This is a genomic window from Pseudonocardia sp. (assembly GCF_050250275.1).
GTDB lineage: Bacteria > Actinomycetota > Actinomycetes > Mycobacteriales > Pseudonocardiaceae > Pseudonocardia.
The window spans coordinates 1-25,023 of the sequence record NZ_JBFWOY010000004.1 but is presented as its reverse complement, the minus strand read 5'-3'; the positions used below and the strand labels follow the sequence as shown (position 1 = coordinate 25,023).

At 74.1% G+C, this 25,023-nt stretch carries 23 protein-coding genes and 1 pseudogene; 8 read left to right on the top strand and 16 right to left on the bottom strand.

What is annotated here, in order from left to right:
• Positions 1 to 5: 5 nt before the first annotated feature.
• From AB7F12_RS05250 to AB7F12_RS05235, 4 genes are all read right to left on the bottom strand, one after another.
• The gene (locus AB7F12_RS05250) at positions 6 to 695 is read right to left on the bottom strand and encodes a response regulator (protein WP_428500893.1); all 690 of its coding nucleotides are present in this window, start codon (positions 693 to 695) and stop codon (positions 6 to 8) included.
• 1 nt (position 696) lies between these two features.
• Complete coding sequence (locus AB7F12_RS05245) at positions 697 to 1,884, bottom strand: sensor histidine kinase (protein WP_428500894.1); 1,188 nt, start codon at positions 1,882 to 1,884, stop codon at positions 697 to 699.
• Positions 1,885 to 2,036: 152 nt separating this feature from the next.
• Positions 2,037 to 2,786, bottom strand: coding sequence for a phosphoglyceromutase (locus AB7F12_RS05240; protein ID WP_428516368.1), 750 nt, complete (start codon positions 2,784 to 2,786; stop codon positions 2,037 to 2,039).
• A 44-nt stretch (positions 2,787 to 2,830) separates the two neighbouring features.
• Positions 2,831 to 3,379 (bottom strand): MarR family winged helix-turn-helix transcriptional regulator, encoded by a 549-nt coding sequence (locus AB7F12_RS05235; protein WP_428502819.1) that lies wholly within the window; start codon positions 3,377 to 3,379, stop codon positions 2,831 to 2,833.
• Between the two features lie 104 nt (positions 3,380 to 3,483).
• On the opposite strand from AB7F12_RS05235, the gene AB7F12_RS05230 reads away from it, so the two are divergent.
• Entirely contained in the window at positions 3,484 to 3,993 is a 510-nt protein-coding gene (locus tag AB7F12_RS05230) for a VOC family protein (protein WP_428502820.1), read from the top strand.
• A 138-nt stretch (positions 3,994 to 4,131) separates the two neighbouring features.
• Positions 4,132 to 5,220 (top strand): DUF4349 domain-containing protein, encoded by a 1,089-nt coding sequence (locus AB7F12_RS05225; RefSeq protein WP_428502821.1) that lies wholly within the window; start codon positions 4,132 to 4,134, stop codon positions 5,218 to 5,220.
• An 11-nt stretch (positions 5,221 to 5,231) separates the two neighbouring features.
• Here AB7F12_RS05225 and AB7F12_RS05220 read toward each other — a convergent pair whose 3' ends face one another.
• The 4 genes from AB7F12_RS05220 to AB7F12_RS05205 form a co-directional block, all read right to left on the bottom strand.
• A complete protein-coding gene (locus AB7F12_RS05220; RefSeq protein WP_428502822.1) occupies positions 5,232 to 5,729 on the bottom strand; it encodes a YbjN domain-containing protein in 498 nt (165 codons plus the stop codon).
• A gap of 18 nt (positions 5,730 to 5,747) precedes the next feature.
• Positions 5,748 to 7,079, bottom strand: a complete 1,332-nt coding sequence (gene mshA, locus AB7F12_RS05215) for a D-inositol-3-phosphate glycosyltransferase (protein WP_428516332.1) — start codon at positions 7,077 to 7,079, stop codon at positions 5,748 to 5,750.
• A gap of 30 nt (positions 7,080 to 7,109) precedes the next feature.
• Positions 7,110 to 9,860 (bottom strand): sacsin N-terminal ATP-binding-like domain-containing protein, encoded by a 2,751-nt coding sequence (locus AB7F12_RS05210; protein WP_428498628.1) that lies wholly within the window; start codon positions 9,858 to 9,860, stop codon positions 7,110 to 7,112.
• 161 nt (positions 9,861 to 10,021) lie between these two features.
• Entirely contained in the window at positions 10,022 to 10,963 is a 942-nt protein-coding gene (locus AB7F12_RS05205; RefSeq protein WP_428498629.1) for a DUF3027 domain-containing protein, read from the bottom strand.
• Between the two features lie 28 nt (positions 10,964 to 10,991).
• On the opposite strand from AB7F12_RS05205, the gene AB7F12_RS05200 reads away from it, so the two are divergent.
• From AB7F12_RS05200 to AB7F12_RS05190, 3 genes are all read left to right on the top strand, one after another.
• Positions 10,992 to 11,747: a glutaminyl-peptide cyclotransferase gene (locus AB7F12_RS05200; protein WP_428498630.1), complete on the top strand. Its 756-nt coding sequence runs from the start codon at positions 10,992 to 10,994 to the stop codon at positions 11,745 to 11,747.
• Positions 11,748 to 11,818: 71 nt separating this feature from the next.
• Positions 11,819 to 13,756, top strand: coding sequence for an MFS transporter (locus AB7F12_RS05195; RefSeq protein ID WP_428498631.1), 1,938 nt, complete (start codon positions 11,819 to 11,821; stop codon positions 13,754 to 13,756).
• A gap of 9 nt (positions 13,757 to 13,765) precedes the next feature.
• On the top strand, positions 13,766 to 14,257 hold the full coding sequence (locus AB7F12_RS05190; RefSeq protein ID WP_428498632.1) for a DUF2771 family protein: 492 nt from the start codon (positions 13,766 to 13,768) through the stop codon (positions 14,255 to 14,257).
• A 5-nt stretch (positions 14,258 to 14,262) separates the two neighbouring features.
• Here the strand turns inward: AB7F12_RS05190 and AB7F12_RS05185 are convergent, their stop codons facing one another.
• Positions 14,263 to 14,649 carry a cold-shock protein gene (locus AB7F12_RS05185; protein WP_428498633.1) on the bottom strand — a complete coding sequence of 129 codons (387 nt, stop codon included), beginning with the start codon at positions 14,647 to 14,649 and terminating at the stop codon, positions 14,263 to 14,265.
• Between the two features lie 222 nt (positions 14,650 to 14,871).
• Positions 14,872 to 16,536 (bottom strand): AMP-binding protein, encoded by a 1,665-nt coding sequence (locus tag AB7F12_RS05180; protein ID WP_428498634.1) that lies wholly within the window; start codon positions 16,534 to 16,536, stop codon positions 14,872 to 14,874.
• A gap of 134 nt (positions 16,537 to 16,670) precedes the next feature.
• Here AB7F12_RS05180 and serS point away from each other — a divergent pair, with 134 nt between their 5' ends.
• Positions 16,671 to 17,933, top strand: a complete 1,263-nt coding sequence (gene serS / locus AB7F12_RS05175; RefSeq protein ID WP_428498635.1) for a serine--tRNA ligase — start codon at positions 16,671 to 16,673, stop codon at positions 17,931 to 17,933.
• Between the two features lie 105 nt (positions 17,934 to 18,038).
• Here the strand turns inward: serS and AB7F12_RS05170 are convergent, their stop codons facing one another.
• From AB7F12_RS05170 to AB7F12_RS05145, 6 genes and pseudogenes are all read right to left on the bottom strand, one after another.
• Complete coding sequence (locus tag AB7F12_RS05170; protein ID WP_428498636.1) at positions 18,039 to 19,556, bottom strand: S8 family peptidase; 1,518 nt, start codon at positions 19,554 to 19,556, stop codon at positions 18,039 to 18,041.
• Positions 19,557 to 19,944: 388 nt separating this feature from the next.
• Positions 19,945 to 20,517: a TOBE domain-containing protein gene (locus tag AB7F12_RS05165; protein WP_428516366.1), complete on the bottom strand. Its 573-nt coding sequence runs from the start codon at positions 20,515 to 20,517 to the stop codon at positions 19,945 to 19,947.
• 39 nt (positions 20,518 to 20,556) lie between these two features.
• Positions 20,557 to 21,057, bottom strand: a pseudogene (locus AB7F12_RS05160) (ATP-binding cassette domain-containing protein); the annotation flags it as partial.
• Entirely contained in the window at positions 21,054 to 21,815 is a 762-nt protein-coding gene (locus AB7F12_RS05155) for an ABC transporter permease (protein WP_428498671.1), read from the bottom strand. The gene AB7F12_RS05155 and the pseudogene AB7F12_RS05160, both read right to left, overlap by 4 nt.
• A gap of 109 nt (positions 21,816 to 21,924) precedes the next feature.
• Entirely contained in the window at positions 21,925 to 22,713 is a 789-nt protein-coding gene (modA, locus tag AB7F12_RS05150; protein ID WP_428498639.1) for a molybdate ABC transporter substrate-binding protein, read from the bottom strand.
• The gene (locus AB7F12_RS05145; protein WP_428498640.1) at positions 22,710 to 23,114 is read right to left on the bottom strand and encodes a TOBE domain-containing protein; all 405 of its coding nucleotides are present in this window, start codon (positions 23,112 to 23,114) and stop codon (positions 22,710 to 22,712) included. Before AB7F12_RS05145 ends, modA begins: the two co-directional genes overlap by 4 nt.
• Positions 23,115 to 23,183: 69 nt before the next feature.
• On the opposite strand from AB7F12_RS05145, the gene AB7F12_RS05140 reads away from it, so the two are divergent.
• Both AB7F12_RS05140 and AB7F12_RS05135 read left to right on the top strand, forming a co-directional pair.
• On the top strand, positions 23,184 to 24,389 hold the full coding sequence (locus AB7F12_RS05140) for an acyl-CoA dehydrogenase family protein (protein ID WP_428498641.1): 1,206 nt from the start codon (positions 23,184 to 23,186) through the stop codon (positions 24,387 to 24,389).
• A 188-nt stretch (positions 24,390 to 24,577) separates the two neighbouring features.
• On the top strand, positions 24,578 to 25,023 hold a 446-nt coding region (locus AB7F12_RS05135; RefSeq protein ID WP_428516330.1), incomplete at its 3' end, for a radical SAM protein.

Genomic DNA, 25,023 nt, shown 5'->3' with positions numbered 1-25,023 from the left:
TGATCTCAGGCATCGAACTTGTACCCGAGGCCGCGGACGGTGATGAGGTGGCGCGGGGCGGAGGGGTCGACCTCCACCTTGGAGCGCAACCGCTTGACATGGACGTCGAGGGTCTTGGTGTCCCCGACGTAGTCCGCGCCCCACACCCGGTCGATCAGCTGCCCGCGCGTCAGTACCCGGCCGACGTTGCGCAGCAGGTACTCCAGCAGGTCGAACTCCTTGAGCGGCAGGGCGACGTCGGCGCCGCCGACGCTCACCACGTGCCGGTCGACGTCCATCCGGACCGGGCCGGCCTCCAGGACTCCCCCGCCGCCCTCGACCTCGGCCCCGCCCTCGCCGCCGCGGCGCAGCACCGCGCGGATGCGGGCGATCAGCTCGCGGGCCGAGTACGGCTTGGTGACGTAGTCGTCGGCACCCAGCTCCAGGCCGACGACCTTGTCGATCTCGCTGTCGCGGGCGGTCACCATGATCACGGGGACGGCGGAGCGGGAGCGCAGCGAGCGGCACACGTCGGTGCCGCTCATGCCGGGGAGCATGAGGTCGAGCAGCACGATGTCGGCGCCGTTGCGGTCGAACTCCTCGAGGGCGGACTGGCCGGTGGTGGCCACGGCGGCGGTGAAGCCCTCCTTGCGCAGCAGGAACGCCAGCGGGTCGGCGAAGGACTCCTCGTCCTCCACGATCAGCACCCTGGTCATGTCATCCTCCAGCTCTCCCGGCGAGTGACTCCGGATCCGGCAGGTCGGCGGGTGCGGCGTCGGGGTTCGCGCCGCGCGTCGCGGCGGGCAGCCGCATGGTGAAGGTGGAGCCGGTTCCGGGGCTCGACCACAGCGTGACCTCGCCGCCGTGGTTGGCCAGCACGTGCTTGACGATGGCGAGGCCCAGTCCGGTGCCGCCGGTGGCGCGTGAGCGGGCGGGGTCGACCCGGAAGAACCGTTCGAACACGCGTTGCTGGTGTTCGGGGGCGATGCCGATCCCACGGTCGGTCACCGCGATCTCCACGGCGTCGCCGTTGCGGCGTCGCGACACGGACACCGAGGCGCCGGCCGGGGAGTAGGCGATCGCGTTCTCGACGAGGTTGGACAGCGCCGTGACCAGCAACGTCCGGTCGCCGTCGACCTCGATGCCGGAGTCGGCGTCGACGGCGATCTCGATCGACGACGCCTCCGCCGACAGCCGCGACCGGGTTATGGCCTCGCGCACGACGTCGTCGATCTCGACGGCCGCCAGCTCCGGGAGCCGTTCGGCACCGGTGAGCCGCGACAGGGCGATCAGCTCGGTGACGAGGTTCCCGAGCCGGGTGGACTCGTTGAGGATCTTGGTGGCGAACCGGTGGACCTCGACCGGGTCGTCGACGGCGTCGAGCACGGCCTCGGCGAGCAGCGCGACGGCGCCGACGGGTGTCTTCAGCTCGTGGCTGACGTTGGCGACGAAGTCGCGACGGGTCGCTTCCAGGCGCACGGCGTCGGACGTGTCGGCCGCCTCGACGAGCAGGAACCCGTCGCCGATCGGGCGGACCGTGGCCAGCACGGCCTCGGGCCGGCGGCCGCCGCGCTCCAGCGGGGAGAGGTCGACGACCTGCACCGTGCCGTCGCGCAGGACGCGCTCGCCGACCACCCAGGCGCGGGACTCGACACGGCCGTCGGCGACGACGCCGAGCACGACGGCCTGGTCGTTGAACATCACGACGTCGCCGTGGCGCGACAGCACCGCCAGGCCGGTGCCGCTGGACCGGAAGGTCCGGCGCAGCAGTTCGGCGAGGGTCGGCCCCGCGGCCGGGTCGGGGCGGGCCGCCGTCCGCCGGGCGCGCCTGTCCCACCAGAGTCCGGTGACGACCCCGACCAGGAGCGCCGCGGCGGCCGGCAGGACGTACGCCAGCACGTTCACGGCGGCATCGTAGGCAGGCCGACCACCCTCAGGACCAGCCCGAAGGGCCCGTCGTGACCCTCCTGACCCTTCCGAACGTGACATTTACCGTCTCGTTCACCAGCCGTTCACCCAGTCGGGGTCAGGCGTACGGGCGACACCCGCGAGGGCGCTCAGCGCCCCTGGTTCGCCACGGCGGTGATCGCGGCGGCCGCCGCCGCCGGGTCCAGGTAGGTCCCGCCGGGGTTGGTCGGGCGCAGGTCGTCGTCGAGGTCGTAGCGCAGCGGGATGCCGGTGGGGATGTTGAGGCCGACGACGGCGTCGTCGGACATCCCGTCGAGGTGCTTCACCAACGCGCGCAGCGAGTTGCCGTGGGCGGTGACGAGGACGGTCCGGCCGGCGCGCAGGTCGGGGACGATCGCCTCCTCCCAGTACGGCAGGAAGCGGGCGACGACGTCGGCCAGGCACTCCGAGCGCGGCATCGCGTCGCCGAGGTCGGCGTAGCGGGGGTCGCCGTCCTGGGAGAACTCGTCGTCGGCGGCGATCGGCGGCGGCGGGACGTCGAAGGAGCGGCGCCAGAGCATGAACTGCTCCTCGCCGTACTCGGCCAGCGTGGCCTTCTTGTCCTTGCCCTGCAGGGCGCCGTAGTGGCGCTCGTTGAGCCGCCAGTCGCGGTGCACCGGGATCCAGTGCCGGTCGGCGGCGTCGAGGGCGAGGTTGGCGGTGGCGATGGCGCGGCGCAGCAGCGAGGTGTGCACGACGTCGGGCAGCAGGCCGTTCTCGACGAGCAGCTCACCTCCGCGGCGGGCCTCGTCCTCACCGATGGCGGAGAGCGCGACGTCGACCCACCCGGTGAAGAGGTTCTCGGCGTTCCAGACGCTCTGCCCGTGCCTCAGCAGGACCAGTGTTCCCATGGCCGACAGCTTGCCAGCCCGGGTGAGCCCGGCCGCGCCGGCGGGGGGCGGCGTCACGCGAGATGTTCGGCACCCCGGTCACGGCCGCGGCCGGCGGCCTCGACGGCGCCCCGGAGCGGTCCGGCTCCGGGCTCGCCGGCCATCCGGTCGAGCGCGGCGGCGCAGATCCCGCGCAGCGCGTCGACCTGCTCGCGGGTGAGGCCGTCGAAGAGGTTCTCCCGCACGCACGCGACGTGTCCGGGGGCGGCGGCCTCCAGCACCGCGTAGCCCTCGGCGGTGAGCTCGGCGATGGTGGACCGGCGGTCGGCGGGCGAGGGCCGTCGACGCACCCAGCCGGCGGCCTCCAGTTTGGCGACGGCGTGCGACACCCGACTCTGCGAGCTCTGGGTGATGGCGGCGAGGTCGCTCATGCGCAGCGCCCGGCCCGGCACCTCGGAGAGCATGGCCAGGATCTGGTAGTAGGCGTGCGGCATCCCGGCGTCGCGCTGGAGCTGGCGGTCGAGCGCGGCCTCGAGCAGCGACATGGTGGCCAGCAGCGACCGCCAGGCCTCGTACTCGTCGTCGTCGAGCCAGCGGGTGTCGTCTGCGGCGGTGGGTGTCACAGGGACACTCTATCCGAAAAAACTTGAACTCTCATGCTTCATGACTTACCGTTGTTGAACGTTGAAGCTTTCGACCCACAGTTTCGCCCACAGGAGGTCCCCCGATGCCGGTCCAGCGGCTCAACCACGCAGTGCTCTACGTCCGCGACGTCGACCGCAGCGTCGCCTTCTACACCGAGGCGCTGGGCTTCCGCGTCCAGGTCTCGATGCCCGGCCGCGCCGCGTTCCTGCAGGCCGAAGGCTCCACGAACGACCACGACCTCGGCCTGTTCGCCATCGGTGACGGCGCGGGCGCCTCGCAGGCGGGCCGCTCCACCGTCGGGCTCTACCACCTGGCCTGGGAGGTCGACACCCTCGCCGAGCTCGCCCGCATCCGCGGCGTGCTGCTGGAGAACGGCGCGCTCGTCGGCGCGTCCGACCACGGCACCACCAAGGCGCTCTACGCCCACGACCCCGACGGCATCGAGTTCGAGGTCAGCTGGCTCGTCCCGGCCGACCTCATCCCGGCCGACGTCGAGATGAAGACCCAGCCGCTCGACCTCGACGCCGAGATCGCCCACTACGGCGCCGAGACCTTCGGCGGCATCGGCGTCTCCGTGCCGGCCGCGCGCTGACGCCCACGCCGCGCCCGGCCGGAGGTCGCGGCCGGGCACCCCGCCCGGTCGCGGGCTCCCGGCCGCCCAGATTTCCCGCTGGACAGGCCAACCGTTCCGGGTGTCCGCTACGTCCTCTCCCCGGAGAGGGGAGACACCATGACGACGACCACCACCCGTGACGAGGCGGAGCGGGCCGACGCGGCGGACCGGGCGGACGAGGCGGCCCCACCGCCCGCGCCGCCGTCGCCACCCGCCGCACCACCGGCACAGTGGCGCCCGCCGCGCCGCCGGCGGACGTCGACGGTCGCGGCGCTGGTCGTCGCGATCGTGGTGCTGGCCACGCTCGTCGTCGCCGCGGTGTTCGCCGCCTTCGCGCCGTCCGGCAGTGGGGCCGGCCTGTCGAGCACCGTCGAGGGTGGCCCCGGGTACCCGGGCACGTCGGAGTCGACGGCCGGCGCCCCCGCCGTCCCGCAGTCCTCCGACGCCGCCCGGGCCGCCGACCCCGGTGTCGGCAACCCCGGTGTCGGCAACCCCGCCCAGGCCCCGTCGGTCGACCCGGAGCGCGCGGTCGTGCGGACCGCGACCGTCCGCGTCGAGGTCGCCGACCCCGCGGGCACGGCCGACGACGTACGCGCCGCCGTCACCGCCACCGGCGGCTACGTGGCCGACGAGCGCTCCACCAGCAGCCGGTCGAGCCTGACCGTCAAGGTCCCCGCGGCCCAGCTCGACACGTTCGTCACCCGGGTCGCCGGGCTCGGGACCGTCACCGACCGGTCCTCGACCGCACGCGACGTCACCGACCAGCTCGTCGACACCGACGCCCGCGTCGCCGCCCAGCGGGCGAGCGTCGACCGCGTCCGGGCGCTGCTGGCGCAGGCGAACTCGATCTCGGAGATCGTCGCGGTCGAGTCGGAGCTCACCCGGCGCCAGGCCGACCTCGACTCGCTCGAGCGCCGCCTCGCGACGCTGCGGGCGGGTACGGAGCTGGCGACGGTCGACGTCGCGCTGGTCGGCGCCGGGGTCCCGCCCGCAGCCGACCCGGGCACCGGCTTCGGCGACGGCCTCGGCGTGGGCTGGGACTGGCTGCGCGGCCTCGGGGCCGGGCTCGCCGCGGCCGCCGGTTTCCTGCTGCCGCTGCTGCCCGTCGTCGCCGTCGTGGCGCTCGTGGTGTGGGGTGTACGCCGCATCGTCAGGGCCCGCCGCGCGCGCCCGGCGCCGCCGTCCGGCGCGGCCGGGGACAGCTGACCGGCGGCGCGTCAGGTGAAGAGGTGCTCGAAGGCGCGGAGGTTGGCCACCGACTCGCCCCGCTCGGAGCGCCACGCGTACTCGCGGCGGATCGACGTCGCGAAGCCGAGCTCGAGCAGGGTGTTGAAGTCGCCGTCGGCCGCCTCGAGGACCTGACCGAGGATCCGGTCCAGCTCGGCGGCGGTGACGGCGTGCAGCGGCACCCTGCCGATGAGGTGGATGTCGCCGATGCGGTCGAGCGCATAGTGCACGCCGTAGAGCCGGGCGTTGCGCTGCAACAGGAACCGGTACACCCCGTCGTGGTTCTCGTCGGGCTGACGACAGACGAAGGCCTGCACGAACAGGGTGTGCTCGCGGATGAGCAGCCAGCACTGGGTCTGCAGCCGGCTGGTGCCGGGCAGCGTCACCAGGAACTCGCCACGGTCACGCCGGGTGTGCTCGACGTCGAGATCGCGCAGAGCTCCCTCGATCACGGCAACGGCATCTCCGGTGGGAGCGGGATCGGTCATGGTGATCGGGTTCCCCGCTCAGCGCTCGCGCACACCGGAGATGCCGCCCAGCCCCGCGAGCGCGGCCCCGGCACGGCGGGTGAACTCCTCGCCCGCCTCGGCGTAGGTGGCGAGCAGCGCGTCGGTGGTGCGGTCCCACGAGAACCGGCGGGCGTGCGCGACCGCGCCGGCGGAGAACCGTTCGCGGCGGATGCGGTCGAGCGCGACGGCAGCGAGGGCGTCGGCCCAGCGGGCGGGATCGTGGCCGTCGACGAGCAGCCCGGACCCGCCGTCGGACACCGCGACCGGCAGCCCGCCGACCGCAGCCGCGACGACCGGCGTCGCGCAGGCCTGCGCCTCCATCGCGACGAGCCCGAACGACTCGTTGTGGCTGGGCACGGCCACGACGTCGGCGGCGCGGTAGACCTGCACGAGGTCGTTGCCGCCCTGCGGGGGCAGGAAACGCAGCACGTCGTCGAGACCGAGTGCGGCGCCGAGCTCCTGCAGCGCCCGAGGCTCGGCGAGCCCACTGCCCGAGGGCCCACCGGCGACGAGGACGACGAGCCGCGCCCGCAGGCCCGGGTCGCGGCGCAGCAGCTCGGCCGCGGCGCGCAGCAGCACGTCGGGGGCCTTGAGCGGCTGGATGCGCCCGACGAAGGCGAGGACGACGGCGTCGCCCGCGATGCCGAGGCGCGAGCGGGCGATGGCGGCGGATCCGGGGGTGAAGCGGTCGAGGTCGACACCCGGCGGGATGGTGACGGTGCGCAGGGGGTCGGCGCCGTAGAGCTCGACGAGCTGGCGGGACTCGATGTCGGTGTTGGTGATCAGCCGGTCGGCCTCGGCGACGACCTGGTCCTCGCCGATGACGCGGACCATCGGCTCGGGCGGGTCGCCCTCGGCCAGCGCGGCGTTCTTGACCTTGGCGAGGGTGTGGGCGCTGTGCACGAGCGGGACGCCCCAGCGGTCGCGGGCGAGCCAGCCCACCTGACCGGACAGCCAGTAGTGCGAGTGGATCGTGTCGTACCAGCCGGGCTCGTGGCGGGCCTCCGCGCGCAGCACGCCGGCGGCGAAGGCGCACAGCTGGGCGGGCAGGTCGTTCTTGCCGAGGCCCTCGTACGGCCCGGCCGCGAGATGGCGGACGATCACCCCGGGTGCCATCTCGACGACGGGCGGCAGGTCCGAGGACGTGGCCCGGGTCAGGATCTCGACCTCGACACCGCGGCGGGCCATCCGCCGGGCGGTCTGCACGATGTAGACGTTCATCCCGCCGGCATCGCCCGTTCCGGGCTGTTCCAGCGGCGACGTGTGGACCGACAGCACACAGACCCGGCGCGGACGCGCGGGACGCGGACCGCCACGGCGATCGTTCACGGGGTTCTTGATAGCACGCAGCTGCACGGTTCACCCATCGTCGGAATCCGGCCCGGGACCGTCCGCGAGGACACCCAGCAGGGCCCGGAGCGGGTCGCCTGCGTGCCAGCGTCCGTCGGGGTCGGGCCAGGCCGGGACGGCTGTGCGGCCGAGGGTGGGGCGCGTCACGACGACGGCGAGCTCGTCGTGGACGACCAGATCCCCCGCCGGGACGGGGACGCCGACTGTGTGGCATGCCACGACCACATCGGGCAACCCGGACCAATCGACGACACGGCCGCCGGGTCCCGGTTCGAGGTGGGCCTCGACGTAGCCGGAGGCGAGCGGGAGGTCGAGCAGCTCGGCGAGCGCCGCGGGATCGCCGCCCGCGACGAGCTCGTCGGCGGGCAGGACGGCGGCGAGCCACGGCTTGTCGAGGACGACGACGTCGTCGACGGGCACGGCGGAGCCGTCGAGCGCGCGGACGCGGTCGGGCAGGCCCAGATCGGCAGGGTCGACGCGGCCGTCGGCGACCGCGGCGGTGAGCGCCTCGTGCGCAGCGAGGACGGTGGCCGGGTCGAGGGTGCGGGTGGGGTCGGCCAGGCGGTCGAGCAGGTCGGCGGCGGCGCCGGTGTCGTCGACGGCGAGCCCGCTGCGGACGCCGACCGCGGCGAGGAGGGCCGCGTCCACCCCGTCGGCGGGTGCGGGCTCGTACAACGCGGCCAGGTCCCGCGCCGACGGCAGCCGCCAGTACCCGGGGGCCCGGCCGCCCAGGACGACGTTGCGGCGCAGCCACCAGCGGGTGTGGCCGTCGCCGAGGACCGCGGCGCGGGTGTCGCGGTCGGCGCCCAGCAGGGCCAGCGCGGCCGCCCACGCGTCGTCGTCGACGAGGTCGAGGTCGCGGACGGCGGCGACCCGTGCCGGTGGGGCGTCGAGGCCGTCCCACCACAGGTCCTCGTCGTGCAGGTCGTGGTCGGGGCCGAGCGGTTCGTCGTCGACGACGAGGGCGAACCCGTCCAGGACCCCGGCCGCGACGAGCGCGGCCCGCGGGAACCCGGCCGCGACGTCGGCGTGCAGGACGCCGACGGGTGCGTCGGGGGCCAGCAGCGGCCGGATCGCGGCGTCGGGCAGGAGGAGCTCGTCGGCACGGGCGGGGTCGCCGTGCTCGTCCGGCAGCGCCAGCGCGCCGACCCGCCCCTGTGCGCCGGCGCCGAGCAGCGTCAGGACGACCCGGGCGAGCGGGGCGGTGTCCAGCCCGGCCTCGGCGTCGTCGACGGAGCGCTCGACCGCGTCGCGCAGCGCGGGCAGCCCGAGCAGCGCCGCCGGGTCGGCCACGGTGGCGCCGAGGCGTTCGAGCAGCGGGTGCGCGGCGGCGGGGTCGGCGAGATGCAGGCCGGGGAGGTCGAGGCCGGCGAGCAGCGCGGCGGTGTCGTCGACGCCGATGACGACACCCGCCGGCCCGGCGGACCTGCGGCCGTCGGCCAGTGGGACCGGGAGGGCACGCAGCTCGTCGAGGAGCCCGGGGACGGTGTCGGCGGCGGGGGTCAGCGCGTCGTACACCGCGTGCCACCACGCGGCTGGCCGCTCGACGGGCAGCAGCCGGTCGGCGAGCGCGGCGGGCCCGAGGCGACGCAGGCCCAGCTGGTCGAGCACGCCGACCGCGACCGGGCCCAGCGCCGCGGGCGCGGCGAGCCCCGGGAGCGCAGGGCCGAGGACGGCCGCGAGCGGGCCCGCGTCGGGCAGGTCCAGCCATTCGGCGCGGCGGGCGACGAGCTCGCCACCGTCCGCACCGGGCAGCCACTCGGCGTCGCGCAGGGTGTCGACCACGGCGTCGCGCAGCAGGGCGTCGGTGGGTGAGCGCGGGAAACCGGGCACGGGCACCAGCCGGACCCGGTCGGCGGGCGGCACCGCGCGGACGAGGGCGAGGTAGGCGGGACCGGCGGCGGCCAGCACGCGACGGGTCGCGGCGGTGTCGCGGACCCGGCGCCGGTCGGGCTCCAGCGGCACGGTCGCGATCAACCGGGCGGGCAGCGAGAGCCGTTCGGCCGACGCGGTCGGCGCGTGCAGGACCTCGTCGGCGTCGGCCGGGATCGGAGCCGCCGAGCCGTCGCCGGCGAGCGGGAGTGCCCAGGTCAGCGACCAGTCGCGACGCCCCCGCTGCTCCGCGGCCTGGGTACCGGCCTCGTCGTCGTCGAGGGTGCCGGTGGCGCGAGCCGACAGCCAGGTCCGGTCGCCGACGCGGACGCGGCCGCCGCCCTCGTCGGTGCGGATGCGGGTCGTGGCGCCGACGGTGATCTCCACCAGGTCGGGCAGGGCGAGCAGCAGGTCGTCGGCGGGGACCCCGGCCAGGTCGGGCGCCGCCGGGAACGGCAACCGCACCTCCGTGTCGAACCCCGGGGGCGGCGGCTCCTCGACGACGGGCCACACCAGCCGCAGCACGGGCAGCTGCCCGGCGCGGCGCGCCAGCTCGGCGGCGGGTCCGGGCAGGCCGGCGACCGCCTCCGCGGTGGCGGACTCCGAGAACCGCACCCCGTGCCCGTCGCGGGTGACGACGCGCGGCTCCCGGGACACGGCGAGCACGGCGGCGAAGCCGACCCCGAAGCGGCCGACCGAGCCCTCGTCGTCGCGCTTGGCCGAGGCCCGCAGCGACGCCAGCGCCGCGACCCCCGCCGCGTCGAGCGGCGCGCCGGTGTTGGCGACGCGCAGCTCGTCGGTGCCGTCGCAGGAGACGATCCGGACGAGCAGCCGGCCCGGGACGCCCGCGGCGCGGGCGGCGTCGGCGGCGTTCTGCGCCAGCTCCACGAACCACGCGCCGGCGTAGCCGCCGAGCAGGAGGTCCTCCTCGGCGTTGGCGTCCTCCCGGAACCGGGTCGGGGAGGCCGCCCAGGCGTCCAGGACCGCGGTGCGCAGGGACGCCGTGCCGAACGGGTCGGCGCCGGCGAGCCCTTCGGTCGACGGCCCGCTCAGGAGTCGGCCGGCTCCGGCTCGGCGCTGTCGTCGGCGCCCCCCGCGACGGCGCCGCCGGCCGCGTCGTCGGCCGTGTCCTCGGAGACGGCGTCCTCGGCAGGAGTGTCCTCGGAGACGGTGTCCTCGGGGGCGGTGTCCTCGGCCGCGCGGGAGATCGTCTCCAGGTCGACCCCGTCGTCGAAGACGACGGCCGCGACCTGCACCGGCGACCCCTGCTCGACCACCACGTCGGAATGCGCGCCGCAGCCGTACCCGACCGCGACGACCGCGCCGTCGCCCGGGGCGAACTCGTTGGCGCACACGCCGAACGAGCCCCGCAGCGACCCCGCCAGCTGCACGAAGAAGCCACACGTGCCGCACACACCGGGCGCGGACCGGGCCATCGCCGCCGACGGGCCGTGCGGACCCTCGTGCCACCGCTCCGCGGCCTCGGTGCGGCCGAACCGGCTCAGCACACGGGTGCGGCCCAGCCCGATCTCGACGGCCACCTCCTCGACCGCCGGGTCGTCGGAGGCGACGTAGCCGGGTACGAGCCGTTCGTCGTCGGCGGGGGCGGGCAGCAGGTCGCCCACACCGAGGTCGCCGGGGCGGACGCGCTCCTGCCACGGCACCCACGTCGGCGCGACCAGCGCGTCGTGGCCGGGCAGCATCACGACCTCGCTGACCGTGACCGGCTCGCCCTCGCCCGCCCAGCCGAGCGTGACCGCCCAGCGCCAGCCCCGGTAGCCGGGACGGGTCGCGGCGAAGAAGTGCGTGTAGGCGTCGTCCTCGGCGGCACCGCCCAGGTGCTCGCCGACGGCCGCAGCCGCCTCGTCGGGCCCCGCGTCGGTGGCCGCCTCCTCGACGGCCGCCGCGCGCGCGAGGTCGATCGCGTCGGTCGGCGGGCGCAGCGCCTCGCGGACCGCGGCGCCCTCGTCGTGCGTCGGTTCGTCGCTCACGGGCGAGATTGTGCCACCCTTGCCGATCGTGATCGTCCGCCGTGCGCTCCTGCTCGTCGCGGTGCTCGCGATGGCCGCGTGCGGGGCCGCCCCGCCGGGCCCGCCGGTGCTGCGTCCGCAGGTGCTCGGCGAGCTCCCGCACGACCCCACGGCCTTCACCCAGGGCCTCGAGCTCGACGACGGACTCCTCTACGAGGGCACCGGGCTGCAGGGCCGTTCCCAGCTGCGCGAACTCGACCCCGCGACCGGTGCACTGCGCCGGGCGGTCCCGTTGCCGGGCAGCCTGTTCGGCGAGGGGCTGACGGTCGTCGGCGATCGGATCTGGCAGCTGACGTGGCGCGACGGCGTCGCGCTGGAGTGGGACCGGGCCTCGCTCACCCTGCTGCGGCAGGTGCCGATGAGCGGCGAGGGCTGGGGGCTGTGCTCGGAGGGGGCGAGGCTCGTCCGGTCCGACGGCACCGACCTGCTGCGGTTCCACGATCCGGTGACGTTCGCCGAGACCGGCTCCGTGCGGGTGACGCTCGACGGCAGGCCGCTGACGCAGCTCAACGAGCTGGAGTGCGTCGACGGGCAGGTGTGGGCCAACGTGTGGCAGACCGACCGCATCGTCCGCATCGACCCCGCCGACGGCCGGGTGAGCGCGGTCGTCGACGCCGCGGGGCTGCTGCCGGCCGACCGCCGGGCGGGCGCGGACGTCCTCAACGGGATCGCGTCGCTGGGCGGCGGTGAGTTCCTGCTGACGGGCAAGCTGTGGCCGGCGATGTACCGGGTGCGGTTCGGCTGACGCCGCGGGTGCCCGATCCGGGTACCCCGCGAGGTCGGCGGGTCGGGCAGGGCATGAGCCACAATGAACCCGTGGCACGGACCGGTTCCTCCGACCCCCGCGAGCCGCGGCGCCGCAGGCGTCGCCCGTGGGTGTCCGGCGGTGGGCCCGAACCCGTGCAGCCGCCGGTTCCCGAGGAGCCGCCGGCCTGGGGCGAACGCCGTCCCGACGCCCGCCCGGCGGCGGCGCCCTACGAGCCGACGGTGCACCGGCGCTACCCGTGGCACGACGACCCCGGTTACGACCCCGCCGCCTACCGTCGTGGCCCGCGCGACGACGAGTACCCGACGACACCGGCCGAGCCGCGCCCACCGGCGGGCCCGGCCGGCGACCGGGCGGGCGGGACGGTCCCGGCGCCGCCGCGTCGCCCCGCCCCGCCGCCGCAGGGTCCCCCGGTGGGTGCGCGCCCACCGGCACCCCCGCGTGCCCCGGCACCACCGCGCACCCCCGCGCGCGGGATGCCGCTGCCGCCCCCCACCCCGTCGCGGGGCCTGCCGCCCCTGCCGACCCCGCCCCGCGGCACCCGGCCCGAGCCCGACGCCACGACCGCACGCCCCGCGCCCGACCACACCGCCGAGGGTGCGGAGCCGACCGGGCAGCAGCCCGGTCCGAAGGTCCCGCGCAAGCTGACCGTCACCCGCGTCGCGGCGATGCGCACCCGGCAGTTCGCGCAGGGCGGCATCCGCACGTTCCACCGCGCGGCCACCGCCGACGGCGCCGACCGCTCCGGCCTCACGGCGCTCACCTACGCGACGATGATGACCTACGCCGTCGACGCCGCGGTCACCGTCGCGCTGGCCAACACGCTGTTCTTCGCCGCCGCCACCGCCGAGTCGAAGACGAACGTCGCGCTCTACCTGGCGATCACCGTCGCACCGTTCGCGGTGGTGGCGCCCGTCATCGGGCCGCTGCTCGACCGGCTGCAGCGCGGCCGCCGCGCCGCGCTGGCGGTGTCGTTCGCGGGCCGCGCGATCCTCGCCGTCGTCATGGCGCTCAACTACGAGAACTGGCTGCTCTACCCGGCCGCGCTGGGCACGCTGGTGCTGTCGAAGAGCTACATGGTGCTCAAGGCGGCCGTCACCCCGAGAGTGCTGCCCGAGACGATCGGGCTCACCACCACCAACTCCCGGCTGACGACGTTCGGGCTGGTCGCGGGCGGCGTGTTCGGCGCCGTCGCGGCCGGTGTGGCGTGGGCGTTCGGGTCGCCGGGGGCGCTGTTCTACACGGCGGGGCTGGCGGTCGTGGGCGTGTGGCTGTGCGTGCGCATCCCGCGCTGGGTCGAGGTCACCGCGGGCGAGGTCCCCGCGGCCCTGCGCAGCACCCACCGCGGCCGGCGCAGGCCGATGGGCCGCGGGGTGCTGACGTCGCTGTGGGGCAACGGCTCCATCCGCATCCTCACGGGTTTCCTGGCGCTGTTCGTGGCGTTCGTCGTCAAGGCCCAGACCGAGGCCGACCCGTCGCGGCAGCTGTTCCTGATCGGCATCGTCGGGGCCGCGGCCGGTGCGGGCGGGTTCATCGGCAACTTCGCGGGGTCGCGGGCGTCGTTCGGGCGGGCCGACGCGGTGGTGCTCGGCTGCATCGGCGCCGTCGTCTGCTCGACGGTCGTCGCCGCCGTCATCCCCGGCATCTGGACGGCCGCGATCGTCGGCCTCGTGGGCTCGGCGGCCAGCGCGCTGGCGAAGGTGTCGCTCGACGCCGTCATCCAGCGCGACCTGCCGGAGGAGTCGCGGGCGTCGGCGTTCGGCCGGTCGGAGACGGTTCTGCAGCTGGCCTGGGTGTTCGGTGGCGCGTTCGGGGTGCTGCTGCCGCACAGCACGTTCTGGATCGGGTTCGTCGTCGTGTCCTGCCTGGTCACGCTGTCGGGCACCCAGACGTTCCTGATCAGCCGCGGACGCACGCTGATCCCCGGGCTGGGGGCGCGGGAGGCGCGCGTCGACACCCCGCCCATGGCGCCGACGGCGCACTCATAGGCTGGTGGCGTGCTCCGTCGTCTCCGCCCAGGTCGTCTGCTGCCGTTCCTGCTCGTCGCCTGCGCGGTCCTGCTCGCCGGGTGCAGCGGTTCGGACGCCCCGCCGCAGGTGACGTTCACCGTCGCCGGGCAGGACCGCACCACGGGGCCGACGCAGTGGTGCGACCTGAAGGTCACCGACTGCACCGGCGACCCGGCGGCCGAGGTCCACCTGGGTGTGCCTGCGGGCACCCCCGTCCAGGTCGCGGTGGCCGAAGAGCTGTCGGCGACGCCGTGGCACGTGGTGTTCAGCTACCGCGGCACCGACGGACAGCAGGTCGACGGGCGCAGCCCCGTGTTCGCGGCCGGGGCGCAGAAGGACTACACCCTCGAGCTGCCCGCCCCGACCGACCAGCTGCTCACCGCGCAGGTGCAGGCCTTCGGCATCCCGTCGGCCGACCCGCAGACCGGTCAGGGCGAGTTCCTGATCCGCGGCTCCTGGGTCCTGGTCACCGACGCGTGAGCGGCTCAGCCGTCGAGGTCGCGGGCCACCGCGCGCACGACCTCGGCGGCGAGCTTCGAGGCCTTCCGGTCGGGGTAGCGGCCGCGGCGCAGGTCGGGCTGCACCTTGCTCTCCAGCAGCCTGATCATGTCCTCGATGAGGCCGTGCAGCTCCTCGGCGGGCCTGCGGGCGGCCTCCGCCACCGACGGCAGCGCGTCGACGAGCTTCACCTGCAACGCCTGCGGCCCGCGGCGGCCCTCGGCCATCCCGAACTCGACGCGCTGTCCCGACTTGAGCGACTCCACACCCGCCGGTAGCGCCGCCTTGCGGACGTAGACGTCCTCGCCGCCGTCCTGCGAGAGGAAGCCGAAACCCTTGTCGGCGTCGTACCACTTGACCCTGCCGGTCGGCATCCTGCGCACCCGTTCCTCGATCGTCGCCACGCGGTCGCGCCGGGGTGGTCACACCCCCGCACGACAAACGCGCCCTGCTGCTGCCTGGTCCACCGCACCTGATCGGTCGGCTCGCCTAGCGACACCGGGACGCGCAGGTTCCAGCCTAGACCTGCGCACCCCGGCCGCGCACCGCCCAAAACCACCGGCCGTCGGGGCCGAACAGCCCAACCGGTCGCGCCGTCAGGCGTTCTTGACCGCCGCGGCGTCCTGCAGGTCGAGCAGCTCGACGGACTTCTCCCGCATCTCGACCTTGCGGACCTTGCCCGTCACGGTCATCGGGAACTCGTCGACGACGATCACGTAGCGCGGGATCTTGTAGTGCGCGAGCTTGCCGGCGGCGAACTCGCGGACCTGCTCGGCCGTCAGCTGCCCGGCACCGTCGCGCAGCTTCACCCACGCGCACAGCTCCTCGCCGTACTTGACGTCGGGAACGCCGATGACCTGCGCGTCGAGGATGTCGGGGTGGGTGTAGAGGAACTCCTCGATCTCGCGCGGGTACACGTTCTCGCCGCCGCGGATGACCATGTCCTTGATCCGGCCGGTGATGTTGAGGTAGCCGTCGGAGTCCATGATCGCGAGGTCGCCGGTGTGCATCCAGCGGGACGCGTCGATCGACTCGGCCGTCTTGTCGGGCTGCTCCCAGTAGCCGAGCATCACCGAGTAGCCGCGGGTGCACAGCTCACCGGGCTCGCCGCGCGGCATGGTCAGGCCCGTCTCCGGGTCGACGACCTTGACCTCGACGTGCGGGTGCACCCGCCCGACCGTCGACACCCGCCGGTCCAGGGAGTCGTCGGCGCGGGTCTGCGTCGACACCGGGCTGGTCTCGGTCATGCCGTAGCAGATGGTCACCTCGGTCATGCCCATCCGGTCGACGACCTGCTTCATCACCTCGACCGGGCACGGCGAGCCGGCCATGATCCCGGTGCGCAGGCTCGACAGGTCGTAGGAGGCGAAGTCGGGGTGGTTGAGCTCGGCGATGAACATCGTCGGCACCCCGTAGAGCGAGGTGCACCGCTCCTGCGCGACGGCCTTGAGCGTGGCCTCGGGGTCGAACCCCTGGGCGGGGATGACCATCGTCGAGCCGTTCGTGGTGCAGCCGAGGTTGCCCATGACCATGCCGAAGCAGTGGTAGAAGGGCACCGGGATGCAGACGCGGTCCTCGGCGGTGTAGCCGCACAGGCGGCCGACGAAGTAGCCGTTGTTGAGGATGTTGTGGTGGGAGAGCGTCGCGCCCTTGGGGAAGCCCGTGGTGCCCGACGTGTACTGGATGTTGATCGGGTCGTCGGGGCTCAGCGACGCCTGTGCGGCCGCGAGCGCCGCCCGGTCACCGCCCTTGCCGGACTCGACCAGCGCGTCCCACTCCGGGGCACCGATGATCACGACCTGCTCCAGCGCGGCGCAGTCGCCCCGGACCTTCTCGATCATGGCGACGTAGTCCGACGTCTTGAACTTCTCCGCCGACACCAGCATCTTCACACCGGCCTGGTTGAGCACGTACTCCAGCTCGTGCGTGCGGTAGGCCGGGTTGATGTTGACGAGGATCGCGCCGATCTTCGCCGTCGCGTACTGGACCAGCGTCCACTCGGCCATGTTCGGCGCCCAGATGCCGACGCGGTCGCCCTTGCCGATGCCCGCCAGGGTCAGGCCCATGGCAACGACGTCGACGTCCTCGCGCAGCTGCGCGTAGGTCCAGCGCCGCGCCGTCGGGACCTCGACCAGCGCCTCGACGTCGGGCTGCGCGGTGGCGGTCCGGTCGAGGTTGTCACCGATGGTGTCGCCCAGCAGCGGCACCTCCGAGATGCCGGAGGCGTAGGACGGGACAGCGGGAGCGCCTGCGGAGGTCACGACGTCGTACTCCTCGGGTGCGGTCGGTGGAGGCTCTCGTCATCCTGTCTCGTGACGGCGACGCACGCCACTCCCCTGCAGGCCAGGTCCGGACCGTGGAAAACCGGGGTGCGCACGGGCGATACCCTCGACCGATGCATGACCCGCGCGTCCTGCTCGACCCCGCCACCGACGCCGTGCGCAAGCTCGCCCGCCGCGGCTACTCCCTCGACCTCGCCGAGCTGGACAAGCTCCTGTCGGGCCGCAACTCCGCGATCCAGCGGGGCGACGAGGCGCGCGCGGAGTCCAAGCGGGTCGCGACGTCGGTGAAGGGCGCCTCGCCCGAGGAGCGGCCCGCCCTGGTGGAGCGGGCCCGCGACCTCAAGGGCGTCGTCTCGGCCGCCGAGGACGAGCAGAAGGAGTTCGACGCGCAGCTGCAGGACCTGCTGCTGGGCATCCCCAACCTGCCCGCCGACGAGTCGCCCGACGGCACCTCCGACGCCGACGCCGAGCTCGTCCGCACCTGGGGCGAGCCGCCGGCCGTCGAGTCGCCGGTCGACCACGTCGACATCGCCGAGAAGCTGGGCATCCTCGACCTGCCCCGCGCCACGAAGCTGTCGGGTCCGCGGTTCGCCGTGCTGAAGGGCCGCGGCGCGGCGCTGCAGCGCGCCATCGGCGCCTACCTGATCGACACGGCGCTGGCGAACGGCTACACCGAGTTCTCGGTGCCGTCGCTGGTCACCCGCCAGACGATGACCGGCACGGGCCAGCTGCCCAAGTTCGAGCAGGACCTGTTCCGCACCGAGGTGGCCGACCGGGAGCTCTTCCTGATCCCGACCGCCGAGGTCCCCCTCACCAACCTGCACGCCCGCGAGACGCTCGACCTGGAGTCGTTGCCGCTGGCCTACACCGCGCACACGCCGTGCTTCCGGTCGGAGGCCGGCTCCTACGGGCGCGACACCCGCGGCCTGATCCGGATGCACGAGTTCGCCAAGGTCGAGCTGGTCCGCTTCGTCGACCCGGCCACCTCCCGCGACGAGCTGGAGGTCCTGGTCGGGCACGCCGAGTCGGCGCTGCAGGGGCTCGGGCTGGCCTACCGCGTCGTCAAGCTGGCGGCGGGCGACACCGGCTTCTCCTCGACGCTGACCTACGACATCGAGGTGTGGCTGCCCAGCCAGGGCACCTACCGCGAGATCTCGTCGTGCTCCGACTTCGGGGTCTTCCAGGCCCGCCGCGCGGGCATCCGCACCAAGGCCAAGGACGGCTCCCGGGGCTTCGCGGCGACGCTCAACGGGTCGGGCCTGCCCATCGGGCGCACGCTCGTCGCGATCCTGGAGCAGGGCCAGCAGCCCGACGGTTCGGTGACGCTGCCAGAGGCCCTGGTGCCCTACACGGGGTTCTCGACGCTGGAGCCGTGACGGCGCCGCGACGCCCCGGACCGGAGGTGTCCGGGAGCGAGCGCGCCGCACCCGGGCGTGTCGTCAGCGCGGTCCGACGACGCTCACGACACGCCGGGTCCCGGCTCACAGGCCGCCGGTGTTGAGGAGCCGGTTGGGGGTGCCGCCCGCGTCCCCGCCGCCGACCACACCGGGCGTCGCACGGTCGATGATCCACTGCTTGACCGTCGCGCTCGGGGCGTCGCCGTTGCGCTGCTTGTAGAGCGCGGCGACCCCCGCCGCGAACGGCGCCGCCATCGACGTGCCCGAGTACGACGCGGTCCCCCCGCCCGGGACCGGCGCGATGATGCCGGTGCCGGGCGCGTACAGGCTCACGCACGCACCGGTGCTCGACGTCGGGGACCGCCTGTCGTCGATCGTCGAGTTGGCGACGACCAGCACCCCGCTCGCGTTGCGCGGCGCCACCCGGCAGTCGTCGCCACCGGTGTTGCCGGCCGAGGACGCGACGAACACACCCGAGTCGACCAGGCCCTGCACCGCCGCGGTGAGCACGTCCGACGAGCCGTAGCTCCACGACATCACCGCGACCGACGGGCCCTGATGGTTGCGCGCGACCCAGTCGACACCGGACAGCAGCGACGACAGCGTGCCGGTCCCGTTGCAGTCGAGCACCTTCACCGATGTCACCGACGCCTGCTTCGCGACGCCGTAGGTCGTCGACGCCGCGATGCCCGCGACCACGGTGCCGTGGCCGTCGCAGTCGGAGACGTTGTCGTCGATGGTGTCGATGCCGACCTTCGCACGGCCCCCGAAGTCCGGGTGGGTGACGTCGACGCCGGTGTCGACGACGAAGATCGTGACGCCCGCACCGGTGCTGTTCGCGGTGTACCTGCCGTCGAGCGGCAGCGAGGGCTGGTCGATGCGGTCGAGGCCCCAGTTGCGGGGGGAGTCCTGCGTCGCCTCGGTGGACGGTTGCGGCTTCGCGGTGCGGACGGTCCGGGGTTCGAGCGGGGTGATCCGGCGGTCCTGCTCGACGCCGATGATGCCCGGCAGGGCGCGCAGCCGGTCGACCTGCTGGGCGGTCAGCTGCGCCGCGAAGCCGGCGACGGCGTGCTCGAACATCGCCGACGGCACCACCCCGAGGTCGTGCGTGGCCTGGGTGGCGTCCTCGGTGGTGGCGGCATGGACGACGTAGTCCGCGACCCCGGCGGTCGTCGCGGCGGGGGTGTCGGCGGCGACCGGTGCCACGGTGGCGGCGGGGACGACGGCGCCGGTCGTGGTCGGATCGGCCGGCGCCGTCGTCGTGGCCGCGGCGGCTGCCGCGGTCGTCGTGGCCGCGGCGGCTGCCGCGGTCGTCGTGCCGGCCGTCGCGCCGGCCGTCGTGTCGGCCGTCGTGCCGGTCGTCGTGCCGGTCGTGCTCCCGGTGTCGCCGGAGCGGGCGACCGCAGGGCTCGTCGTGACGGGCGCGCTCGCCGGGACGTCCACGGCCGGGCCCGGGGCGTCGGGCACGACGGCGACCCCGGCGACCGCCGGACCGTCGTCGGCGGTCGGCGCCGGTAACCCGGTCGGGATGGTGCCCGTCACCGAGCCGAAGACGACGAGCAGCAGCACCAGGGGGAGCACCTTCAGGGCAATGCGCGTCACGTCGAGTGACCGTACGGAGCCACAGACCGGGTCGGAAGCCACACGATCGGGACGGGTGAGGTTCGTGTGATGAAAGTTTGGACGATGCAGTGGCGGTCAGTAGCCGATCCCGGTGCGGGTGAGCGTTGAGTGACAACTCCGCCGCCACCGCCGCGCACGGCTCACCAGCCGAAATCCGGAACCGAGCGTGATGCTCGCGGGGGGGAGCACCCCGAACGGGACATCTCGCGCCCGACGACGACTCCGCACGGTGTCGGCCGGGCATCACGGCGGGTAGCACCCGGTCCTGCACCGGCCGGCGGGAGATCACCCGCCGGGGCGACGACGATCCCGGTCATGCCGCCGGGACCGCGGGCGGCGGGCCGACCGTACGGTCGCCCGACGCGGGTCAGCTCGCGGCCGGGTGGACGGCGACCTCGGTGGCCTTCACCGCGAACCACAGCTCGGCTCCGGGCTCGACGGCGAGCTCCGCGGCGGCGGCGAGGGTGACGTCGGCGGCGAGGCCGTCGAGCCAGGCGGGGCCGTCGGTGGGAGGGGCGGCGCGCAGGCGGACGGTGTCGCCCCGCGGCTCGATGGCGGCGAGGGTGACGCGCAGGACGTTGCGGGGGCTGCCCTTGGGCTCGTCGCGGAACACCGACACCGCGGACGGCGGGAAGACCGCGACGGCGGGCTCGCCGTCGGCGAGCGTCTCCTCGAACAGCCCGCTGACCAGGGTGCCGTCCCCGGTTCGCAGACCGGCGTGGCAGGCGGTGCCGGGGACCAGGTCGAGCCCGGCGATGCGGGCGGTGAACGGGGTCCGGGGTTTGGTGAGGACCTCCCGCGTCGTCCCCTGCTCGACGATCCGCCCGGCGTCGAGCACGACGACGCGGTCGGCGAGGACGAGGGCGTCGAGTGCGGAGTGGGTGACGAGCAGGGCGGTCTGTTCGGCGTCGCGGATGACGCGACGCAGCAGGGAGCGCATGGCAGGGGTCGCGTCGACGTCGAGGGCGGCGAGGGGCTCGTCGAGCAGCAGGAGGCCGGGGCGGGGCGCGAGGGCGCGGGCCAGGGCGACGCGCTGCTGCTGGCCGCCCGACATCTGGGAGGGACGGCGGCGGGCCATCTCGTCGACGTCGAGACCGGGTAGCACCTCGCCGATGAGGGCGAGGGCACGGGCCTCGGCCTCGCGTCTCGGTACACCGGCGGCGCGCGGCCCGAACGCGACGTTGGCGAGCGCGGTCATGTGGGGGAACAGCAGCGCCTGTTGGGCGAGCAGCCCGACGCCGCGCCGGTGGGGCGGGACGGAGATGCGCGCCTCGACGTCGGTGACGGTCTCCTCACCGACGCGGACGTGTCCGGAGTCGGGCACGAGCAGCCCCGACAGGACGCCGAGCAGCGTCGACTTGCCGGAGCCGTTGGGGCCGAGGACGGCGACGACCTCACCGGGCTCGGCGGCGATCGACACGTCGAGGGAGAAGGCGGGCCGGTCGAGCCGGATGCGCGCGGACAGCGCCGCGCCGGTCATCGGATGCCCTCGGTGTTGCGGGGGCGGGCGAAGGCGATGACCAGGATCGCGACGACGACGAGCAGCAACGACAGGGCGATGGCGCCCGCGTCGTCGGTCTCGCGCTGGAGGTAGACGAGCAGCGGCAGGGTCTGCGTGGTGCCCTGCAGATTGCCCGCGAAGGTGATCGTCGCCCCGAACTCCCCCAGGCAGCGCGCGAACGCCAGGACGGTGCCCGACATCAGGCCGGGCAACACCAGCGGCACCGTCACCCGCCGGAACGTCAGCGCAGGTGAGGCACCCAGGGTCGCCGCGACGGCCTCGTAGCGCTCCCCCGCCGTCCGCAACGCCCCTTCGAGGCTGACGACGAGGAACGGCATCGCGACGAACGTCTGCGCGATCACCACCGCGGCCGTGGTGAACGGGATCGTGACACCGAACCCGAGCTCGAGCGCCTCACCGACGAGCCCACGCGCCCCGACGAGATAGAGCAGGGCGAGACCGCCGACGACCGGCGGCAGCACCAACGGCAGCAGCACCACCGACCGCAGCGCGCGCAGCCCCGGCATCCGGCCCCGGGCCAGCACGGCCGCGAGCGGACCGCCGAGCAGGATGCACAGCACCGTCGAGATCGCCGCCGTCTCCAGCGACAGCCGCAGCGCGGCGAGCGCGGCCGGGCTGGTGAGCAGCTCGGGCATGCGCGCCCAGTCGGCCTCGAGGAGCAGGCCGAGGACCGGCAGCGCGATGACCAGGAACGCGACGACCGCAGGCACCCACATCCAGCGGGGCAGGGCGACGTCACGTTCGTGGCGCCGGTCCCGCTTCCGCTCGACCGGGGGTGCCTGCGGTGCGTCGTCGGTGACGCTCACGGGGCCACCGTTGCAGACGTCACTTCTCGGCGCCGAAGCCCGCCGCGTTCAGCGTCTTCTGGCCGAACTCGCCGGTGACCATGTCGACCCATTTCTGGGCGAGGTCGGCCTGGGGCGCGTTCTCGACGACGGCGATCGGGTAGTTGGTGACGGCCTGCTGCGCCTCGGGGAACGTGACGCCCTGCACCGAGCCCTTGGCGGCGGTGACGTCGGTGACGTAGACGAGACCGGCGTCGGCGTTGCCGCTGCCGACCTTGCCGAGCACGGACTTGACGTCGGTCTCCTGGCTGACCGGGGTGAGCTTCACCCCGGTCGCGGTCTCGATCTTCTGCTCGGCGGCGCCGCAGGGGACCTGCGGGGCGCAGACGACGACCTTCAGCCCGGGCCGGGCCAGGTCGGCGAACGAGGCGATGCCCTCGGGGTTCCCGGGCTGGGTGGCGATCTGCAGGACGTTCGTCGCGAAGATCGTCGGCGCGGCGGCGGTGAGGCTCTTGTCGGTGACGGTCTTCATGGTGGCGTCGCTGGCGGCGGCGAAGACGTCGACGGGGGCGCCGTTGACGATCTGGGACGCGAGGTCGGACGAGCCGCCGAAGCTGATGCGCACGGTGACGCCGGGGTTGTCGGTCTCGAACCGGGCCTTCATGGCGTTGAAGCTCTCGGTGAGCGACGCGGCCGCGAGCACCGTCAGGGTGCGTGGCGCGCCGGGCGTGGACGACCCCCCGGCGTCCGACGAGCCCGACGCGCCGCCGCATCCGGCGAGCAGCAGGGCGATCCCTGCGAGCAGGCCGGACAGTGCACGTACCTTCACGAGAGTCCTCCTGGGATCTCCACGACCACGTTGGTCGACTTGATGACCGCGACCGCGAGCGCCCCGGGCTCGAGCCCGAGGTCGGTCACCGCCTCCGCGCTCATCAGGGACACGACCCGGTGCGGACCGCACTGCATCTCCACCTGCGCCATGACGGTGTCGGTGACCACCGACGTCACGAGCCCGACCAGGCGGTTGCGTGCCGAGCGCTGTACGTCGGTGGGGTCGGGGGTGGCGCTGGCGTGGCTGCGGGCGAACTCGGCGAGGGCCGCGCCGTCGACCACCTTGCGGTTGGACGCGTCGGCCCGGGCGGGCAGCGCACCGGCGTCCACCCAGCGGCGGACGGTGTCGTCGCTGACGCCGAGCAGACTCGCGGCGTCAGAAATCCGGAACTGCGGCACGTGTCGCATCTTAGTTCCGCGAATGAGCACACCGCCAGAGCAGTGGTCGCCGTGTGATTGGCTGCGGGTGTGGACTTCGAACCCAGCGCCGCGGCCGCGGACCACACGCGGCGGATGCGCGCGTTCCTCGACGAGAAGGTGCTCCCCGCAGAGCGCACCTACGACGCCTGGCGCCTCGAACGCCGGGGCACCCCGCAGGAGTGGGACCTGCCCCCGGTCCTGGAGGAGCTCAAGGCCGAGGCCCGGTCCCGTGGGCTGTGGAACCTGTTCCTGCCCAGCATCTCCGGGCTGTCGAACCTCGAGTACGCCGCCGTCGCCGAGGTGTCCGGCTGGTCGCCGGTCATCGCACCCGAGGCCATCAACTGCCAGGCCCCCGACACGGGCAACATGGAGACGTTGCACCTGTTCGGAACCCCCGAGCAGCAGCAGCAGTGGCTCGACCCCCTGCTCGAGGGGGAGATCCGGTCGGCGTTCGCGATGACCGAGCCGGACGTCGCGTCGTCGGACGCCACCAACGTGCAGACGAGCATCCGTCGCGACGGCGACGACTACGTCGTCTCCGGCCGCAAGTGGTGGATCTCGGGGGCCGCCGACGAGCGCTGCCGGCTCTTCATCGTCATGGGCAAGACCGATCCGGACGCGCCCCGGCACCGCCAGCAGTCGATGATCCTCGTGCCGCGGGACGCGCCCGGCATGCGGGTGCTGCGCCATCTGCCGACGTTCGGCTACCAGGACCAGCACGGCCACTCCGAGATCCAGTTCGACGACGTGCGGGTGCCCGCGTCGAACCTGCTGGGCGAGGAGGGCGGCGGTTTCGCCATCGCGCAGGCCCGCCTCGGCCCCGGCCGCATCCACCACTGCATGCGGCTGATCGGGATGGCGGAGCGCGCCGTCGACCTGATGGTCCGCCGGGCCCGTGACCGCGTCGCGTTCGGTCGCCCGCTGGCCGACCAGGGCGTCGTCCGGGAACAGATCGCGTTGTCGCGCATCGAGATCGAGCAGGCGCGGCTGCTGGTGCTCAAGACGGCGTGGCTGATCGACGAGCACGGCTCGAAGGGCGCGGCCACGGAGATCGCGGCGATCAAGGTGGCGGTCCCGCGGATGGCGTGCACCGTCATCGACCGGGCCATGCAGATCCACGGCGCCGCGGCGATGAGCGACGACTTCCCGCTCGCCTACTTCTACACGTGGGCCCGTGCGCTCCGCTTCGCCGACGGCCCCGACGAGGTGCACCTGCGGTCGGTCGCGCGCCAGGAGCTGGCCGCTCACGAGTGACGTGCCGGCCGCCGCCGTGATCGACCTCTCCTGTCGATCAGGGCGGCGGCCGGAGTGATGCGTGTCACAAAGTGTGGAACATCCGTTTCTGCGGATCGTCCTAGCCCATCGTGTCGCACCTGCGGATGCCAGGATTTCCGCTGCTCAGCACACGCGTGCGACGCCTCCCGGATGGATAGGCTCGTGTGGTGACGGCTACGGAGCTCGGCCTGCCCGCCCTGCGGACGGCCACCACCCGAGACCCCGCCCGCCCTGCGGACCCCCGCCTCGTCGACAGCTTCGGCCGGGTGGCGACCGACCTGCGCATCTCCCTGACCGACCGCTGCAACCTGCGATGCCACTACTGCATGCCGGCCGAAGGTCTCGACTGGATGCCCCGCGAAGAACAACTCACCGACGACGAACTGCTACGCCTGATCACCATCGCGGTCACCGACCTCGGCGTCGAGGAACTCCGCTTCACCGGCGGCGAACCCCTCCTGCGCCGCGGCCTGGAAAACCTCGTCACCGCCTCCGCCGCACTGCAGCCACGCCCCGACATCTCCCTGACCACCAACGGCGTCGGCCTCGCCCACCGCGCCCAGGCCCTCGCCGCCGCCGGGGTCAACCGGCTCAACGTCTCCCTCGACACCCT